22 protein-coding genes are annotated in these 18618 nt (G+C 54.1%); 10 read left to right on the top strand and 12 right to left on the bottom strand.

Annotated features, from left to right (window positions below; all coding sequences use genetic code 11):
* The first annotated feature begins 21 nt into the window (after window positions 1-21).
* The 8 genes from trpS to H627_RS0107320 all read left to right on the top strand — a co-directional run bounded on the left by trpS (window position 22) and on the right by H627_RS0107320 (window position 8461).
* Complete coding sequence (gene trpS, locus H627_RS0107355) at window positions 22-1044, top strand: tryptophan--tRNA ligase (protein ID WP_027828431.1); 1023 nt, start codon at window positions 22-24, stop codon at window positions 1042-1044.
* An 18-nt stretch (window positions 1045-1062) separates the two neighbouring features.
* The gene (locus H627_RS0107350; RefSeq protein ID WP_027828430.1) at window positions 1063-1926 is read left to right on the top strand and encodes an SAM hydrolase/SAM-dependent halogenase family protein; all 864 of its coding nucleotides are present in this window, start codon (window positions 1063-1065) and stop codon (window positions 1924-1926) included.
* 175 nt (window positions 1927-2101) lie between these two features.
* Window positions 2102-4399 carry an RNA polymerase recycling motor HelD gene (gene helD, locus H627_RS0107345; protein WP_027828429.1) on the top strand — a complete coding sequence of 766 codons (2298 nt, stop codon included), beginning with the start codon at window positions 2102-2104 and terminating at the stop codon, window positions 4397-4399.
* Window positions 4400-4680: 281 nt separating this feature from the next.
* Window positions 4681-5457, top strand: coding sequence for a WxL domain-containing protein (locus H627_RS19225; protein ID WP_051225265.1), 777 nt, complete (start codon window positions 4681-4683; stop codon window positions 5455-5457).
* A gap of 69 nt (window positions 5458-5526) precedes the next feature.
* Window positions 5527-6564, top strand: a complete 1038-nt coding sequence (locus H627_RS19220; protein WP_051225264.1) for a WxLIP family cell surface protein — start codon at window positions 5527-5529, stop codon at window positions 6562-6564.
* A complete protein-coding gene (locus tag H627_RS0107330) occupies window positions 6545-6889 on the top strand; it encodes an LPXTG cell wall anchor domain-containing protein (RefSeq protein WP_027828428.1) in 345 nt (114 codons plus the stop codon). Before H627_RS19220 ends, H627_RS0107330 begins: the two co-directional genes overlap by 20 nt.
* On the top strand, window positions 6882-7595 hold the full coding sequence (locus H627_RS0107325; protein WP_152319444.1) for a hypothetical protein: 714 nt from the start codon (window positions 6882-6884) through the stop codon (window positions 7593-7595). Before H627_RS0107330 ends, H627_RS0107325 begins: the two co-directional genes overlap by 8 nt.
* Window positions 7553-8461 (top strand): hypothetical protein, encoded by a 909-nt coding sequence (locus tag H627_RS0107320; protein WP_027828426.1) that lies wholly within the window; start codon window positions 7553-7555, stop codon window positions 8459-8461. Before H627_RS0107325 ends, H627_RS0107320 begins: the two co-directional genes overlap by 43 nt.
* Before the next feature lie 48 nt (window positions 8462-8509).
* Here H627_RS0107320 and H627_RS0107315 read toward each other — a convergent pair whose 3' ends face one another.
* From H627_RS0107315 to H627_RS0107295, 5 genes are all read right to left on the bottom strand, one after another.
* Window positions 8510-9166 (bottom strand): CPBP family glutamic-type intramembrane protease, encoded by a 657-nt coding sequence (locus tag H627_RS0107315; protein WP_027828425.1) that lies wholly within the window; start codon window positions 9164-9166, stop codon window positions 8510-8512.
* A gap of 107 nt (window positions 9167-9273) precedes the next feature.
* Window positions 9274-10911: a peptide ABC transporter substrate-binding protein gene (locus tag H627_RS0107310; RefSeq protein WP_027828424.1), complete on the bottom strand. Its 1638-nt coding sequence runs from the start codon at window positions 10909-10911 to the stop codon at window positions 9274-9276.
* A 284-nt stretch (window positions 10912-11195) separates the two neighbouring features.
* The gene (locus H627_RS0107305) at window positions 11196-12053 is read right to left on the bottom strand and encodes a hypothetical protein (RefSeq protein ID WP_051225263.1); all 858 of its coding nucleotides are present in this window, start codon (window positions 12051-12053) and stop codon (window positions 11196-11198) included.
* Window positions 12050-13264, bottom strand: a complete 1215-nt coding sequence (locus H627_RS0107300) for an MFS transporter (RefSeq protein ID WP_081674757.1) — start codon at window positions 13262-13264, stop codon at window positions 12050-12052. Before H627_RS0107300 ends, H627_RS0107305 begins: the two co-directional genes overlap by 4 nt.
* A gap of 117 nt (window positions 13265-13381) precedes the next feature.
* Window positions 13382-13594 (bottom strand): CsbD family protein, encoded by a 213-nt coding sequence (locus tag H627_RS0107295; protein ID WP_027828421.1) that lies wholly within the window; start codon window positions 13592-13594, stop codon window positions 13382-13384.
* 256 nt (window positions 13595-13850) lie between these two features.
* On the opposite strand from H627_RS0107295, the gene H627_RS0107290 reads away from it, so the two are divergent.
* Together H627_RS0107290 and H627_RS17420 are read left to right on the top strand one after the other, a co-directional pair.
* Window positions 13851-14321 (top strand): pyridoxamine 5'-phosphate oxidase family protein, encoded by a 471-nt coding sequence (locus H627_RS0107290; protein ID WP_051225262.1) that lies wholly within the window; start codon window positions 13851-13853, stop codon window positions 14319-14321.
* A gap of 35 nt (window positions 14322-14356) precedes the next feature.
* Window positions 14357-14800, top strand: a complete 444-nt coding sequence (locus H627_RS17420; RefSeq protein WP_051225261.1) for a peptidoglycan amidohydrolase family protein — start codon at window positions 14357-14359, stop codon at window positions 14798-14800.
* Window positions 14801-15344: 544 nt separating this feature from the next.
* Here H627_RS17420 and H627_RS0107280 read toward each other — a convergent pair.
* The 7 genes from H627_RS0107280 to H627_RS0107245 form a co-directional block, all read right to left on the bottom strand.
* Complete coding sequence (locus tag H627_RS0107280) at window positions 15345-15530, bottom strand: hypothetical protein (protein ID WP_027828419.1); 186 nt, start codon at window positions 15528-15530, stop codon at window positions 15345-15347.
* Between the two features lie 278 nt (window positions 15531-15808).
* A complete protein-coding gene (locus H627_RS0107275; protein WP_226999152.1) occupies window positions 15809-16312 on the bottom strand; it encodes a Panacea domain-containing protein in 504 nt (167 codons plus the stop codon).
* Between the two features lie 78 nt (window positions 16313-16390).
* Window positions 16391-17281 carry a peptidoglycan amidohydrolase family protein gene (locus H627_RS19215; RefSeq protein WP_051225259.1) on the bottom strand — a complete coding sequence of 297 codons (891 nt, stop codon included), beginning with the start codon at window positions 17279-17281 and terminating at the stop codon, window positions 16391-16393.
* Complete coding sequence (locus H627_RS17410) at window positions 17265-17657, bottom strand: phage holin (RefSeq protein WP_051225258.1); 393 nt, start codon at window positions 17655-17657, stop codon at window positions 17265-17267. Before H627_RS17410 ends, H627_RS19215 begins: the two co-directional genes overlap by 17 nt.
* A complete protein-coding gene (locus tag H627_RS0107255) occupies window positions 17647-17940 on the bottom strand; it encodes a hypothetical protein (RefSeq protein WP_035440217.1) in 294 nt (97 codons plus the stop codon). The genes H627_RS17410 and H627_RS0107255 overlap by 11 nt, the downstream gene beginning before the upstream one ends.
* A 14-nt stretch (window positions 17941-17954) precedes the next feature.
* Window positions 17955-18095, bottom strand: coding sequence for an XkdX family protein (locus H627_RS19680; RefSeq protein WP_081674753.1), 141 nt, complete (start codon window positions 18093-18095; stop codon window positions 17955-17957).
* A 2-nt stretch (window positions 18096-18097) separates the two neighbouring features.
* Window positions 18098-18451, bottom strand: coding sequence for a hypothetical protein (locus tag H627_RS0107245; protein WP_027828415.1), 354 nt, complete (start codon window positions 18449-18451; stop codon window positions 18098-18100).
* Between the last annotated feature and the right edge of the window lie 167 nt (window positions 18452-18618).

The raw sequence follows: 18618 nt of genomic DNA, 5'->3' as shown, positions 1-18618 counted from the left end.
GAAATTTAAGGAGCAATATGCATGGCAAAACACATTTTACTGACCGGTGACCGGCCCACCGGCAAATTACATTTAGGCCACTACCTCGGATCGCTGAAGAACCGGGTGGCGATGCAGAATTCCGGCGATTACGAATCCTTCGTAATGATCGCCGATATGCAGGCGCTGACGGATAACGCCAATGACCCGCAAAAAGTCCATGATTCCCTCTTGCAGGTTGCGTTGGACTATTTAGCCGTTGGCTTGGACCCGGAGAAGACCACGATTTTTGTGCAATCCCAAGTCCCCGCCTTGTCTGAACTGACGATGTATTACTTGGATCTGGTCAACCTCGGCCGATTGGAACGCAATCCCACCGTCAAGACCGAGATCAAGCAGAAGAACTTCGGCGACGGTGTACCCGCCGGCTTTCTCATCTATCCGGTCAGCCAAGCGGCCGACATTACGGCCTTCAAGGCGGACACGGTGCCCGTCGGCGACGATCAGGAACCGATGCTGGAGCAGGCCCGGGAGATTGTTCGGACGTTCAACCGGACTTACAATCACGATGTCCTGGTTGAACCCAAGGGCGTCTTCGCGCCCAAGGGCCAAGGCCGCCTGCCTGGTCTGGACGGTAATGCCAAGATGAGTAAATCGCTGGGCAACGCCATCTACCTGTCCGATGACGCGGACACGATGAAGCAAAAAGTCATGCAGATGTACACCGACCCGAACCACATCCACGTGGAAGATCCAGGCCAAGTTGAAGGCAACACGGTCTTTACCTATTTAGATGCGTTCGATCCGGATACAGCCAAAGTCGCGGAACTCAAGGCCCAATATCAGCAAGGCGGTCTGGGCGATGTGAAGCTCAAGCGGTACTTGAACGATGTCTTGGAGAGTGTCTTCGGTCCGATTCGCGACCGCCGTGCCCAATACGCCAAGGATCCCGCCGCTGTTTTAGCAATGTTGAAAAAAGGCTCTGACCACGCCCGGGCAGTGGCCGACCAAACCCTGCAAGAAGTTCGGGACGCCATCGGTCTGAACTACTTCACCCATTATTAAAGATCGGAAGCGGCGCAATTGGCTCATTTAGTTTTACAAACAGATTTCGGCCTGATGGATGGTTCCGTCAGCGCCATGTACGGCATCGCGTATTCCGTCGGCCCGCAGCTGGCGGTACACGATTTGACCCACAACATCCCGCCCTATGATATTTTCTCAGCGTCCTACCGGCTCTACCAAACGGTCCGATTCTGGCCGGAGAGCACGGTCTTTGTGTCGGTCGTTGATCCCGGCGTCAGCAATGACCAGCAGCCCATCGCGGTAGAAACCATGGACAACAAGTTCATCGTCACCCCGGATAACGGCACGATCACCCACTTGGCCCATTACCAGGGGTTGCGGGCGGCGCGTTTAATTCAGACCCCGACCAGCCAAGCGCTGGCTGCCTTCAACGAGGAGCATACCTTCCGGGGCCGGGATCTCTATACGTATATCGGGGCGGCGCTGGCCAGCGGCCAGCTGCGCTTCGAGGACGTCGGCCCGCTGACCACGCCGGATCAGCTGGTCCGGCTGGCCCTGGCGCCGGTGACCACCGGCCCGGACCAGGTTACGGGTGCGGTAGACATCACCGACCCGCGCTTTGGCTCGGTTTGGACAAATATTCCGGTGACAGCGTTCAATAAGCTGGGCGTCAAGACCGGCGATACCGTCAAAGTGTCGATTAACTACCACGATCAGCTGCGCTACCAGAACACGATGCGCTACACCCGCTCCTTTGCGTCCGTGGTGGTCGGCGAACCGCTGGTGTACGTCAATTCGCTGCTGAATCTGGGGATTGCGATCAATCAGGCATCGTTTGCGGATCTTTATCACATTCAAGCGGGTATTGATTGGGTCGTGACGATGAATCCGACCCAGCCCCAGACGTTTCCGGGGGCGTAAGTGCCATCAATGACAAAAAGCTCTCAGTACTTGGCCTTTTAGGGTCAGGGTACCGAGAGCTTTTCATTTCCGCCAATAAGCCGTCCGCCTTGCACATCGCGCCCGAACCGGCTAGAATATTCTGCAAGCTATTTTGTACGTCACCCACAGGCAGCCAAGAAAAGGTGGGATTTTATTGTTAGATACAGAACGCCAACAGGAACAAGCCCGGGTCGACCGGGTGTCCCAGATTATCGCGCAGCAGCTGGCCGCCGCCCAGGCGGAACTGGCCAGTGCCAAGGCCGAGACCCGGCGCTTGGATGAGAACTACGGTGAAAACACCAAGGTCAACACCTTCGAAGTCGATGACCGGATGGAAACCAACGCGGCCGTGCAGCAGCAGAAAAACATGATCGCCGGGCAGATGGAAAGTGAGCGCATCCTGCAAGATACTGAGAAGCGGCTGACGCTTTTGTCAGCATCGCCCTATTTTGGCCGCATCGACATCGCCGAAGACGGCGACCAGAATACTCTGTATATCGGCACCGCCACCTTAATGGATGGCGACGATCATTTCCTCGTCTACGATTGGCGGGCCCCGATCAGCGCCCTCTACTATAATGGCACGCTGGGACCGGCCACCTACGATGCCCCCATGGGCCGCCAGCGGGTGGATCTGACCCGTAAGCGCCAGTTTCAAATTGAAGACGGCCACATCGAGAACATGTTCGACACCAACGAAACCGTCGGCGATTCCGTTCTCCAGCACGTCCTCGGCCAGCAAACGGACGAGTACATGCGCAACATCGTTTCCACGATTCAAAAAGCGCAGAACGACATTATCCGCAACACCGACGCCGACCTCCTGCTGGTACAGGGCGTGGCCGGTTCCGGCAAGACCAGCGCGATCCTCCAGCGGGTCGCGTATCTGCTCTACCACGCCCGCAACCAGCTGGATTCGGATCAAATGATCCTGTTCTCGCCCAACCGGCTGTTTTCCAGCTACATTTCTAAAGTCCTGCCCAGCCTGGGCGAAAAGAACATGCGTCAGGTCACGCTGGCGGAGTTCCTCGGCCAGCGCTTCGAAGGATTGCATGTCGAATCCCTCTTTGAGCGTTTCGAAACAGATATGACCAGTTTGCCGGAGACCGCCCAGAGCATGCGCCGATACAAAGAAAGTCCGGCCTTCATGACCGCGGTGCGCCAGTATCTCCAGACCACTCCGCCGGAGACACTGCAATTCACGCCGATCAACTTTAACGGGGAGATCTTCTTCAGTCAGGCAGAGATCCAGCGGATCTTCATGAAACTGCCCGCCCAGATGCGCTTGGCCGATAAGTTCCTGCGAACCAAGAATATTCTGATCACCCGCTTGAAGAAACGGCTGCGCCGGTTAGCCCGGGAGGAAGAAATTGAAGACGAGGTATCGCTCCTGGATGATGCGACCCTGGCCGCGTGGACTCGGGATAAGGAATTTGCGTCGCCGGATGACGAGCTGCATTTTCTCGCCCGCAAGTTGGTCTTCCGCCGGTACGAGCCGGTGTATGATGCCATTTACAACAATTACTTCCTCGATATTTACCAACAGTACGCGGCCTTTCTCGCCACCGCCCGGCCGGCGGCAATTGCTCCCAAGGTGTGGACGGAAATGATCACCGAATTCGGCCACAGTATTGAACGGCATGTCCTGCCCCTGAGCGATGCCGCCCCGCTGCTTTACCTGCGGGATCTGCTCACCGGCGGCGGGCAAAACCACAGCATCCGCTATCTCTTCATTGATGAGATGCAGGACTATTCCCTGGCCCAGATCAGCTACCTGCGCCACGCCTTCCCCAAGGCCCACTTCACACTGCTGGGCGATCGGGATCAGGACGTGTTCAGCGCTCACTATGAGGCCGCCGACCGGCTGGCGGCAGTCCGGCAGATGTTCCGCGGCGGCCGGATCAGTGCCCACACGCTGAACAAGAGCTACCGCTCCACGGAAGAAATTACCAATCTGGCGAAGGCCCTGCTGCCCGACGGCAGCGACATCACCGCCTTCGCCCGCTCCGGGGAGAAACCGACTTACATTGTTTGTCCCCACACTGAAGCCATTGCGGCCGTGTCCCGGGAAGCCACCGCGCTGCTCCGGCACAACAAGACCGTGGCTATTTTAACGAAAACGGCGCAGGAGGCCGAATCCTTGTACGCCCGCTTATCCAGCGAAGTACCGGTTAAGCTCATGAGCGAACATGACCGGTCTCTGGCCGCCGGTATTCTGATCCTGCCGATTTACTTGGCGAAGGGCTTGGAATTCGATGCGGTCATTGCCTATGATATTTCGGCCTACAACTTCGGCGATCGCGGCACAGCTGATGTCTTGTACACGATTTGTTCCCGGGCAATGCATAATTTAGTGCTGATTGGCATCGACCGGCCATCGCCGCTATTGCAAAACGTACCGGCGGCGCTGTTCCATTATCAAGATCTGCGGCCGACTCCAGCGGCGATCTAATCAAATATCTCCTCAAAACACGCGTCAAAATGACGGGTGTTTTCTTTTGGCTTGAAATTCAGCGTTTCACAGCCCTTTGCCGCTCGACTGGCGTTTGCCAAGACGATGCATCAATCTTCGTACAAAAGAAAACAATCTTCGGAGAACTCTGTTGGTGATAACTGGTATATAGCCGTTTCAGCCGACCTATATTCGATTTTCCGAGTAAATCATCTCATGCGGTATTAGCCGCATTTCTGGATATACTGACCGTATTAAAAGTGAAAGGAGATGTTTCGACCATGATGATTCATCATGCGAAACAGCTCACAGCAACAGTATTAAGCAGTGCCGCATTATTGTTGATCCTGTCACCGGTCACCGTTGGCGCCGCCGATACGACTGGGGCCGCGGCTGGCGGCGTCGGGCCAGGCGATAGCGGCTATAACTTGAGCGCCGATACCACCGTCACCGCGACGGCGAATTACTTTGCCGCGACGACAACTGCTGGCGCGGTGGCCAAGTCCACCGCGGAGTTCTCCGTCTTGGGCGGCGCCTTAGAGCTGACCGCAGTGCCGGATTTGAGCTTCGGTCAAGTCAATGCCGGGACGATCCTCAACGGCGGCGATCAGAAATTAACGAATAACACCGTCACGACTCCCAGCGACACCGCGAAGGTCACGTCGAAGAACTTCAGTGCCAACGACGGCAATAGCGGCGGCGCACTGGTCGTTGACGACCTGCGGGGCACCGGTGCGGGCTGGAACCTGACGACGCAGCTGGGCGCATCGTTCACCGCCCCGGATGCCGCCCCGCTTACCGGCATCACACTTTCCTTGAACGCGCCAGCCACAGCACAAATCGGCAACGCAGATACCCTCAAGCTGGCCGCCACCGGGATTGGCACTGAGGCCGCCAAAGTAGTCACGGCGCCCAGCGGCTTCGGCATCGGCCGGACCAGCTGGAGTTTGACAGGACCGGACGCCGCGGGACTGCACTTTGCTCCCCAAAGCGTGAACGTCCCGGCCAACGCCATTTACCAAACCGACATCACGTGGACGCTGAGTACAGGCGCCTAAAGAATGACGCAGTGTCCCCGGAGTCGCCTGGCGATTTCAGGGACACTTTTGTTTAGGGGGATGAAAAAAATGAGACGACCCAACGGGTTATTGCTTCTACTACTTTTTATTTTACTCGGCACTGGCGGCCCAATCGTCCAAGCGGCCGCGCCGCCAGCGGGGGCGGAATTTTACATTGCGCCAATCTACCCGCGCAACCAGACGAATCTGAAATTGGGCTATTTTGCCTTGAAAGTGACCCCAGGCCAGTCGGCTACCCTCAGCGTCCAGGTGCAAAACATCAGCAAAACCAGCACCCGCACGATTCGGGTCAGTCCTACGCCGGCGACCACCAGCAGCAGTGCGGAGATCAACTACACGCCCACGGGCAAGCCCAAAGACCCCACCGCCCAATACACGCTGAACCAGCTCTTCTCCCGCCCCGCAACCGTCACCCTCAAACCGGGGGAAGGCAAGGTCGTCACGTTCCAATATATCATTCCCAAAGACGGCCTCACTGGCCAAATCCTGGGCAGCATCTATGCCCTAGACGAAACAAGGGCCGCCGACAGCGGCACCCAATTCGCCCTGCAAAACCATTTTGCCATGGCCATCGGCGTGCTCTTGGCCCAGGACCCCGCCGCCCAGCAGCCGGTGACCTTGACCCTGCGTACCGTGAAACCGGGGATCACCAACCACGTCCCGACCATTCTAGCCAATGTTGAAAACCAAACCGCCCAACTTTTTCGGGGGATGACCGCCACAGCGACGGTGACCAGATCCGGCAGTGACCGGGTATTGTATACGAAAAAAATCATCAACGGGGCCATGGCTCCCAATAGCAATTTTGATTTGACCATTCCTGCCGACACGCACTTGACACCGGGGCCGTACACCCTCATCCTCACCGCCAGCGCCATGGGCCAGGTCTTCCATTTGCGTCGTAATTTCACCGTATCCGCAGCGGCTGCCCAACAGCTCACCGTGGCCCAACCCGCCCGGACCAACGCGTGGGCCGCCTGGCTGACCGCCATCGCCGCCATTTTGGGCGCGATGATCATTTTTTGGATCGGCCTATTAGCGAGAAATAGAAAGGGGAGCGATCATTATGCGCCAAAACACGGTTAAAACAGTTGGCAGTCTGGTGGCCAGTGCCGCCTTGTGGTTTTTGCTGGCTGATCCGGCCCGCGCCGACCAAAGCACGGTCCAGTTCACCGTGGTCAATAGTCCAACCGGCCAAAAGATACCGCCCGCTGGCAATAACGCACCACCCGGCTGGCAGACCGTTACGCCGGCCGGCAGGCTGACACCGGGTGATACCCCGCCGGGCCGCTTTCCCCAGACCGGGGAGCAGATCGATCCGTGGCTGCTGATTATCGGCGGAGAATTGGTCATGCTCAGCGGATTGGGACTGATCACTCTGGCGCGAAAGCGGGGCGGCCATCATGCGTAGAAAAGGATGGCGATGGCTTGCTGTTTGTTTGAGCCTGCTGGTGTTTATCCTGACCGCTGTCCCGGTGCAGGCAGCCGACCCGCCAGCCCCGACTCCGGAAAACCCCGTTAATGCCGATGGGTGGACATTCCAAATTCCATTGTTCAACGACTGGATCACGAATTATGGATTCCTTGCCCAGCCGAATGATGCCAACCTGGTACAAGGAGTTCCTTTACGGATCAGTATGCTTACCACGATGTCGTCAGGACTGTCATTGCTGGGTCATACAGGCGCTAAAAGTGTGAGCCGGGTGATCGTCCGCCAAGCACTCAACAGTATGATGTGGGTGACCAATCCCGGCCCCAAAATTACGTTGAGCCAGAACGAACCCAAGGAAACGATTACCGCTGATTTTGGGGTGGCCCAAACAGCGGGAATCAATTTCTATCAGTTCACGATCATCTACACCGATGGCACCCAAATCTATAGTCGCGTAGTCAAAGTATCCATTTCCCCAAAAGCAATTAGTGCAACAGCACTCAATCCGCAAACGACTACCCCAACCATTTTCTGGGGTCAAACCGCGGATATTACTCCTGGTCTCACCCCCGCCAACAGCACCGCTCAAATTGCCTGGACGATGCCCCCGGCGGTGGCAATCTGGGAACGATTATGCCCCCAATGGGACTGGCCACCCAGTATAATTCTGCGATCCCTGCTCTGACTGATTCCCTGATCGCCAATAATCCTGCCGGTTTCCCAGTCAACATTTCAATCACCGCCAAGAATGCTGATGGTACGACGGTGCAAAACACTGCCACCATCACTGTCGGCGGTTTAACGCCGCAAGCCGTCGTGGCCCGAGAAAATTTCACTTACTCGCCGGCTGCTCTCAATCCTGCGACCTTTCCCGCCGGGATGACACCCAGCTACCAGTGGACCGTGATGGACAGTAATTATCAACCCGTTACGCCTGCTGGCGCAGTGACCAACCAGGCCACCTTCTCCTGGACCAAGGTGCCGAATAACGCTGCCACTTACTATTTCTTACAGCTGACAATCACCTTCACCGATGGCGGCGGCCATACACTGAAATGGCAGTCGAATGACACCATCCTCCAAGTCGTCGACCCGCCGCCCTATCTGCGGGCCGTCCCCAATATGCGTTTCCAATTATTCCGCGACAACGCCTACACGCTGCCGACAGCGGAGGACTTGAACGCCGCTGGCGGTACCACCCTAGCTTATCAACCCGACACTGGTCAGCCGACCAATACTTTTGATGGCAAAAATCAGGGATTCATCCGCGTCGACGGGGATCACTGGACCCTGTCATTGGCTGCCAGTCCGTTCACCAACCGCACCACCGGCGATGTCCTCACCGTTACGCCCACATTGCACTTGGTCTGGGCTAACGGTCAGGCAGCGGTGCCGGTGGACGGCACGAATACGGTTTTGGTGCACAACCAAACTGATAACTTTGCGGCCACCCTCAGCACCGATTCCACGCTGTATATTCCCCAAACTGCCCAGGTGCCCGGCGGCACGTATCAGTCCCAGCTCACCTGGACCGTGACCATCGCCCCATGAGACACAAAAAGGCAGCCCCGGTGAGAAACCAGAGGCTGCCCCTTTTTCTTAATAAATAAACACCAGCAGGAAATTGCTCACTGCTTGGACAACGACTGCGGCCCAGAAATTCTGGGTGATGCCGCCAAGAAACGAAATGAACCAGCCGATCCCGATGGCTACAACAGTGCCGATGACGGCTTCCGGAGAAACCAGCACGCCTTGGATGAGGCCGCCCAAAAGGATGGCAATCGTCAGCAGCGCATAATGGCGTTTAGTCCACAGGGCGTTGAACCAAAGCCGAGTGAACAGCGTTTGTTCCACCAGGGGCACGACGAACACGAAGGCGGCGCTGAAGATGGCCCGGTTGTTGACGCTCATGTTCCGCAGTACCCGTTGGACCGGCAGGACTGGAAAATCCGATTGGAAATGAAGATACGCGGCGCCGAAGCGGACCGCTGTAATCACCAGCAGCACGCCGATCATCGGCCAATAGACGCGGCTGGCAAAGAATGGGGCGCCGCCCGCCGCTGGGACATGATGGGTCCAGGCGAGGGCAATGATTGCCAAAATCACGGCGGCACCGACGAAAATGGCCAGCGCCGGCATGGTCACTTTTTTCACCAAAACGTACTGGAACTGGTACCACAGCAAACCGCCATATAAAATGCCAATAATCAAGAATTGGGTCCACGACTGACCCGCGCGTTGTGTCGTCTCGTCCATACTGTATCCTCCGTCACTGTCTAATGGTCATATTATAGCGGATTTTCGCCCCAGTTAAAAACAATCAAAAACGGCCATCCCCTGCTGTGAGGATGACCGCCGAAACCCTATTTGGTCACGTAGGTATATTTATAGTCAAAATGGTAGCTGGTCGGGAAGTACACGATGCCCTTCACCTTGGGATTATTCAAGTGCAGGACATAGCGCTGGAAAAGCGGGATGACCGGCTTTTCGGCCATCAGCCGCGTATGCGCCGCCTGCAGATCCTTGGTCCGCTTGACCGGGTCGCCGGCGTCGGCGCCTTCAGCAGCAGCCAGCGCGGTGTCGTACTGGCTGTCGTGCCAGTTGGTCCAGTTGAAACTGGAATTACCCTTGAACAGGTCCAGGAACGTGGTCGGGTCCGGATAATCGGCGCCCCAGTTCTTCAAATACAGGTCGAAATTGCCCTGCTGTGCCGCCGCATCTGCTGCCTTTTGGGGCATCGTGGTGAGGGTAACGGAAATGCCGGACAGGTTGTTTTCAATTTGCCCCTGAATGAACTCCGCAATGGCCTTGGCGTCATCATCGTCCTCTGTCAGCAGGCGAATGCTCAGCTTGCCGCCAACTTTCTCCTTCACGGAATTCCAGAGGGCCTTGCCCTTCTTCACATTCGTTGGCGCGAGGTTGCCGGCTTCCTGGGCAAAGTCCTTCTTGGTGACAGGGTCTTGGTACATGCCCTGGGGAATCATGCCCAGAGGCGGTACACTGCCATCGCCCAAGACCTTATTGGCGAGGTTCTTGCGGTCGATCACTTGGGAAATTGCATTGCGGACATCGGCATTAGCCAAGCCCTTGGTCTTCGTGTTCACCTGCAGATAGCGGATGGACGAACCGCGCCGGGCAACGGCATCTTTGTTGTTTTGATTATTTTGGGCGTAATCTCCAGTCAGGGTGATGTCGTCCAGCTTGCCGGAAGTGAACAGGTTATACGCCGTGGCCGTTTCCTTGACCACTTGGAAGTTCAGCCGGGTCAGTTTGACCGTCTTGGCGTCCCAATAAGTCTTATTCTTCAGTAAATGCCAGCTCTGGCCCGTGCCGTTCCAATTCTTCAGGACAAACGGTCCGTTCGCCAGGATCGTATCCGCCGAGGTACCGAATTTGCCGTTTTGCTTCTCGACGAATTGTTGATTGACCGGGAAGAAAGTCGGAAAAGCGAACAGGACGCGCAGGTACGGCACGGCGACGGCCATGTCGATCTGCAGGGTATACTTGTCCACCGCCTTGACCCCTAAGGTGCTGGGATCGGCCTTGCCGTTGCGGATCGCGGCGGCGTTTTGAATGCCGTCCAATAAGTAAGCATAGGATGCTTTTGTGCTGGGGGTCAAGACCCGCCGCCAGGCATAGACAAAGTCTTGGGCGGTGACAGGATCACCGTTAGCCCACTTGGCGTCATGGCGCAGCGGGATCACGTATTTTTTGCCATCATCCGTCGGCGTCACTACCTTACTGGCGATGCCCGGAATCGGATTGCTGTCCTTGTCCAAGCGGTACAAGCCTTCATTGTTGCTGGAAATTGCCGTCAAGCTGTCGCCGTCAGTGGCTTGGGCCGGGTCCAGAGTTTGAATTTCTGAACTGGTCTGAATCGTCGCGACTTGGCTCGCAGTGCCTGCACTGCCGTTTTTGCCGGTGGCACTTTGGCCGCACGCCGCGAGCAAGACTGCCGCTGCGCTGATCGAAATAATACCGAGAATCTTTGAAAATTTCATGTTATCCTCCCATATCTGGTCGTTAATTGTTGTGCTCTAACCTTCTTTGCCAACAAGCCCAACAGCGCATTGCCATCTTCCTTTCTGCTCCGAGAATACAAAAAGGCCCATGACCACCGCACAATAGGCGGCAGTCATGGGCCCTTGGGAGACATTATCGCGTCAACGCGAAAATGCCCGCCGAGTCCGCTGACCGTCGCCGGGAAAGACACATCATACAGTTGTTTGCAGTGGTGACGATCATGGTACTCAGCTCCTCTCGTTCTTGATTGATAAGTCACATTCTACTGGGTAAAAGTAAGTCCGTCAAGCGTTATGTTTTTTCCCACCATCGTGTAGTCCGGCGCGGGGGTAAACGGCCAATGGCGATACGTGGCCAGCGCCAGCGGATCGGTGCTGTCGAACTCGCCGCTCAGGCCGGTCATCCCCTGCTGACGGGCCCAGCAGATCTGGGCGGCTTGCAGCGGCCAGAGATCGGCAGCGCGGACCGCTCCCAGCCAGCCGAAGGTCAATATGCCTGGATCGTCTTCGAAGGGAAAGGTATATGCGGCAACGCGGTTTTGGCGGACCAGCGCCAGCGGCGCACTGGGCAGTACATCGGGGAAGACGGTCTGCGCCCACTGTTGGGGCGTCGTGTCCGCCATTGGGTTGATGGCGTGGACGCGGCGGTAATCCGCCAAGCTCATGGCGAGTAATTGCGTGCGTATTTCTGGATCAGCTTGAATGTCCGCCAAGGTCAATAAGTCAGCGCTCGGCGCAACCGATACCGTGATGTCGGCCAACTGCACCGTGGGCATTACTGTTTCCCGCCACACGGCGAATCCCTGTTGGGCCAGGAGCCAATCGGTGAAGGCACTGAACGGCCGGTACTCCCAAGTGACCAGCCGGTCTTTGTGCTGGCGGTGGACTTCTTTTTGGGCATCGGCTAAAATCTGGGGAAACAAGTCGGCCGCGGGGGCGTAAACGGCCATCCCCAGGGCGTGGGGATGAAACGCATTAGTGGTGAACACCAGGAGGCCGACTGGCTCGCCGGCCGTGTCCCGATAAAACTTGGCGTGCTCTGGATGGGCGCGGTAGGTCCGCCAAATCGGCATGGCCTGGCTAACACAGGCCAATAATTGTTCAACTTCGACTTGGGTCATTCAAACACACTTTCTTGCCGGTCCACCAGCAGCCCGCAATACGTCTGGATGGCGGCAACTACGAGCAGCACGAGCATCACTGGCGCCCAACTGCCCCAGACACTGTGGAGAAAGCCCGCCAGCATCGGCCCGCCAGCGGCCACCAAATAACCAATGGCCTGGGCCATGCCGGAAACGGCAGCCGTTTCCTGGGGAGTCTTGGTCTTCAGTGAAAACAGCGACATGGCCATGGTGAAGGCGGCGTTAGTCGCAAAGCCCAGCAGGATGCAGACCACCAGGGCCGCGGCTAACGGCAGCGCTGGCAGCATGAGCCCGCCTAAACCGAGCAGGAACAGCAGGCCAATGGCCCAGATCAGCGGTGCCTGGCGAGTCTGCCGGCCGGCCAAGTTCGGGAATATGTAAGCCATCGGAACGGCGGCCAATTGCAGCAAACCGAGCAGCAAACTGGCGTTGCTTTGGGAAAAGCCGTGACTCATCAGAATCGTCGGCAGCCACGTCAGGATGGTGTAAAACAGCAAAGACTGCAAGCCCATGAACCCGGTCAAGGCCCAGGCCAGCGGTTGCCGCCACACGGGTTGTTGGGGCTTAGCCGGCGGCGTTTGAGCGGGTAGCGGCGCGGGTGCCGCCAGAGCTTGCTGACTGCCGGGCAGCAGACGCACCGCAATGGCCACGATCAGTGTCACTACTGGAAAGACGGTCAATACTTGCAGCGTCACCGGCCAGCCCAAGATGTTGGCTAAGGGCGCGCTGAACCCGGCCGAGGCGGCGGAAAAAATTGTGGACGATAGCAGATATGCACTGGACATCATCCCGATTTTATTGGGGTACAGGGCCGCCACCAATACTGGCGACAGCACATTCAGCACAGCAATGGCACAGCCAATCAGTAAAGTCCCCAACAGCAGAAATGGAAATGAATACACCCGGAACAAAGAACTGACCGATAAAATAATCAGCGCCGTGATCACCACCGGCATGACGCCGAATTTCTTCGTCAACCCATTCATCAGCGGCGACACCAGGGCGAAACATATCAGCGGAATCGTCGTCAGACTGCCCAGAAACCAGCTGGGCATTTGGAAAGAACGTTGAATATTGGTCAAAATTGGCGGGACGGTGGTGAGTACCGTTCGCAAATTAGCCCCAATGAGAATGACCAGCAGAAAAAACAACGTACTGCCGGTTCGTTTTGAAACTGCGTGATTCGTCATAATTGCCTCCAATAATTGCGCATACTGTTATTAAGTATACGCATTGGGGCGCGGCGGCAAAAGGTGCGTTTTTTGGGGCATACTAAAAGCCGCCAGGGTTCGGCGGCTCGTTAAGTATTACTTATCCTTGTGGAGCTTATCCTTCGCATCATCAACTGCATCCCGTACCGAGTCCTTCGCATCGCCCAGCTTTTCTTTAGCCTTGCCGAGCAATCCTTCAGCCTTGCCTTGGGTTTCACGTGCTTTATCGCCAGTTACTTTACCTTCGACTTCTTTAGCCTTGCCAGTTACTTGATCCTTCTTGCCTTTGATCTTGTCTTCGAGACTCATTCGAATCCCTCCTTCCCTAATTTTAATTATCCATTGATAACACGTGTTGTGCAAGAACTAATTGTGGGAAATTAGTTGGTGATATAATAACAGGCGTCATGTTTTCATTTCCCATCCATAACGGCCTGGCCCATGCTACAATTAACTTCATTAAGAAAGGCTGAAACGGCAATGATGGATGGGCTTTCAATCATTGCGCAAAGTATGCTGCTGCCTTTTCATCCATACCGAAAACAACCAACTGGAGGATATTTCAATGGCTAACCAAAAAACAAATCACCCCAAAGCAGACGACCGCACAGGGACGGTGGACACCATCGCCCAAGCGGAACAACTGCTGCAAGAAGCCACAGTCATGGAATTTGCCACACTGGATAAGCGCGGCTTTCCTAATATCGTCGCCCTCACCCCGCTCAGACCGCAGCGCTCAGTGAAGCAGGTCCTGTTTTACACCGATCGGGACACGACCACCATACATAACATTGTGGAATCCGGCAAAGCTAGTATCTATTGCTTCAACGAACGGCACCATTGCTCCGTCGCGCTGCAAGGCTACGCCGGCTTGGTCAGCCGCAGTGAGGTGCAGAAGAGTTTTATGGCCGATCTGACCGCTTATCAGCAAAGTTTGCACTACGCGAACCCCGTGTTCCTGCGGTTTACCACGATTTTTGTCAAGGTCCGGTATCAGGATAATGTGACCTTCCAGAAGTTGTTGGACCATGAATAAGGGCGATCGATTACAGACAGGAGGGACTAGTCACGATGACCGTTAATATGGATCGCGCATTGGCCTTTATGGAGGCACTTCAGGCCAACCACGTAACTTACAGCATGACCGGCAGCCGCACGGGGGCAGACGGCACTGCCGACTGTTCTGGGGCTGTATACACCGCGTTGTGTGCCGGCGGTGCACCGGTTGCGGACACTGTCCTGGATACGGAAACGATGCACGGCTGGTTGTTGACCAGCGGCTTTGTTCTGCTGGCTGAAAATATGCGTTGGCCCGCTCAACGCGGTGATGTCTTTATTTGGGGCGAACATGGGAAATCAGCCGGCGCTGGTGGACATACTGGTATTTTCATCACTGATCACGATATTATTCACTGCAATTATTCCCACAATGGGGTATCCGTTAACAATTATGGGCAATATTGGAATACCGCGAATCGGCCGTATTATTACGCGTACAGATACTCAGGCAGCTAATTAACAGTCCCAGACAAATAGAGAAAGCAATGCGCTGGGCACACCTTCTCTATTTTGTCTGGACTCATTGCTGACTGCCCTAAAATCAGCATTGTAGTACGTATTGGGAGAAAGCAGCAACCGGTAAACAAAGGCCCCGGTAGCAACGTGTCTCCCACAAGTCGAACGAGATGACATTTGTTGTCTGCCAATGTATATGTCTGTTGATTGCCTAAATAGAATTTGGCTACACACATTGGCGGGTACGTATGATCACTGACGGCATATAGATTTCTGCATTGGTGTTCTTCTTTTAAATGCTGAACGTGCTATCGATGTGTAGAAAAAATCCCAACGACTTTTAGTCGTTGGGATAACATCATATTCCCATAAAGTTCTAATTAAGCCGTTTACCGGATTTGTAAAATCCGTTGGATTACCTATTATAAAGGGATTATGACGTATTTTGTGTAGTAATTGTGTAGTGGGACAATTTCCCACAAAAAAAGCCCCGGCATTTCTGCCATGGTTTTTGGTATGATCGTCTAATCTGGGGGAAGGATGATCATGGGGTGTCAGAATGGAAAGCTCCAACAACATGGTGGTTTACATTCCGGCGAGAAACGATTTCCTTGGCATTAGCAAGCTTTTTTAAAGCAAACTGATGTAATGCGTCACCATCCACAGCACCAAGCCCTAAGGTATTAAGGTATTGGGTTACTTCATCAATGGAAAGACTTGATTTTTGCATTAACACCGTCCTCCTTTTTTAGCTAATACAGGTTATTACCAATTCCTTTTTCCTTTCTTTTCCAGTATAACATAATTTATCAACTGCTAATGGGTAAAAAGTTTTTGCTTTCATCTCGCTCAATTTAGCAAACGGATTGCAATCTTTTTCGTTACCTGTAAAACAACAAAAAGCCCGAGGCCTAAGCCCCGGGTTTTCTGCTACAATTCAATATTCACTTTGTCAGCGGCGATCCAACCGCCGATATTTACTAACTTCCAGTAAGCAGAAAACATCAACTAGACGACACTTGCTTCTTTAATCTTGTTAATGTATTCGCTCTTAATTTCCTTTGGATCGATAGCTATATAACGTTCCCCCTCTTTATAGACGCTTGACCAAGACTTATCCTGATGCGTTCGTGCTACCAATCCAAAGTCATTTACCTTGTTGGTATCTTTAAGCAAGTCATTTACAAAGCTGATGACTTCAGTGTCCCATGGTTTACTAGGAATATATTCTTTAGCAGTCTCTTTAGAAAAGCTTTCACTTTTCTGTTCTGCATATACCGTCTCGTCCACGGGACCATACCGCCAAGCCCGAAAGTCTGGTTTGAAAAGTGCCTTTGGATATTCAATGTCCACATCGCCACAGGGGTAAAGTGTTCCATAGGTGGCACTGTAATAGGCCCATAACAAATAGAGGCTCTTCTGAACTTTTACAAGCGTTGGATTATCTAACCGGCTGTATACGTGGTTCACCAAAACCGATTTATCTGGAAAAGCGTATTCTTGACTTTTCAATGTAACCACCTCTAGTTCAGTATATCCCATTGTTAGCACCTTTCAAACAATCCGGAATTCTAAATACCGGGTTTTGTATTACAGTTCGATGTTCACTTTGTTGGCATCAACGTACCCGCCGATATTGACGTAATTCCCGTCCTTGCTTACATCAACAACCTTCCAGCGACTGCCTTTGGGCAAATACTGGACACCTGCTTGATTAGGCTTGGGCTGAGCTTGCGTGTATGCACCGTCAGAAGTCACTCGGACCACGGTGCCTGACCAGTCGCCCGCGGCGCCCTTGTTGATCTTGACTACCGCGTCTGCCGGGTCGATCCAGCCGCCCACGTTAAGCCGACCTTTGTTGACGTCTTCGACGACCCAAGATGTTCCGTAAGGCAGGTGTTTAAGCACCTTGCCAGAGTTATCCCACAAGGCGGCCCCGTTGGGGTTGGTGATCCAGGCCACACCGTATGCAGTGACTGGCGCCAAGCTAGTCAATTTGCTCAAATCCATATCGTTATCATCTCCTTGATCTGCTTCTTGCGCACCGGCATACCGATACGCATAAAAATATGGACAGCCATCGGCGGCCCAGTAAGCATCATGGTTATTAACGCTCACGCCATTATGACTGTAATTACAGTGGATAATATTGTCGTGATCAATGAAGATACCTGTGTGCCCACCAGCACCACTAGAATCGCCAATCTTGCCCCAGATAAACACGTCGCCGCGTTGGGCATTCCATCCGCTGTTGTCGGCTACCCGCTTCCAGCCGTTAGCTAACAGCCAATTGTGCATGGATTCGGTGTTTAACACATAGCCAGCGCTAGGCATTCCACCTGCTCGCAAGGATGCATAAACAGCGCCTGAGCAGTCAGCTGTGCCATCTGTGCCAACGCGACTGCCATCCATTGAGTACGTGACCCCAGCCTTTTGCAGCTGATACATGTAATTGATTGCGGCATCAATGCTGAACGACATTACTGTCAGCTCCATTCGTAGTGGTGTCCGCGGCAGAGCCGTCTGGCAGAGTATCCTTGACCAGCTGGCCCTGCCCATTAGCTTGCAGCGGTTCAGCCGGTACCGGATCAGGCACGGTATCCTTAGCTGGTTTGCTGTAAGTGAGTGCCTGGGCACTGTCGGCAACACCAGCTGTCGTAGGGTCAGTTACTACCCCAAGAATAGCCAGCACGGCGAATACTGCATTGATCACACCAGTCAGCTCTTTTCCGAGGCTCGCAAAGTCCCAGTTATAGCCAAACACCGCAGCGACCGCTTGCACGACCAATAAAATAGCTGGCACCAAGGCCAGCCAAAACTTAACGCTCAAAAAACGTACTTTCCAATTAATCTTCATTTTTGTCCTCCTTAATTCCTGCATGGTCTTCCAGACGGGTAATTCGTTCCGAGTGGCTGCCGAGCTCTTTGTCATGTTCCTTAATACGCCCGTTGATCGACGCAAGTGTTTGTTCGTGGACCTTGAGCTGTTGCCCAATCTGCTCGGACAAGCGCTGAATGTCCTCACGCAGCGGGTCCAGAGCAATTTTCTTAAACAGCCAGCTGCCAGCACTCACCAGCACCCCGAGGGCAGTCAGTGTTTCTGCCCATTCAGCAATCGACAGACCTAAAATAATGTGCATAAGCGGCCTCCAATCTATGCTGCCGGGGCCACATAATCCTCGCCAGTTGCTTGCTTATACTGGTCAGCGGTGATTTCACCCGTTTGTACGAATAGCTGCATCGCTGGCAAATCGAACAACCCCATCTTGTAATACATCAACACAAATCTGTCCATGCTTATGCCTCCTTAGTAGTAGTGGTTGTTGCTGGATTAGTTAATGAAGCAACTTGCTTCTGCAATCCTGTCAGTGTGCTTTTAATCATTGAAAACTGGGCCATGAGCAGTGCAGCGTTTGCTTGCAGAGCTGTAATGGCTGCAGTGGTTGGGTCAATTTGAGAATCAATCCATTCACTCGTCTGCCAGTCATATTTGGGGATTTTGCCTTGCAATTCGGATGGGATCGGGTCAGTCGTCTTGGGGTACTCAACTGGTACATATTGGGGGACATAATCAATATGATAAAAGTTGCCATCCTGCTGCTGAACTGGATAGGTCATAAAGACCTGTTTATACGTGTCTGTTTCTGCCAAAATAAATCAATCCTTTCTGCTATTGCTTTGCCGTCTTCAGCTTAGTAATGTGAAGACTGCTATCACCTGCATAAACGTTGAATTTGCTGTCTACAGCTACCGATTGCACACCGCTTGACGCCTTCCACTGCCACACTTGCTTGCCTGTGCTGTCCAGCTTGGTAACG

The sequence above is a fragment of the Schleiferilactobacillus harbinensis DSM 16991 genome, from assembly GCF_000425885.1.
GTDB lineage: Bacteria > Bacillota > Bacilli > Lactobacillales > Lactobacillaceae > Schleiferilactobacillus > Schleiferilactobacillus harbinensis.
This window is presented reverse-complemented; position numbering and strand designations above follow the sequence as displayed.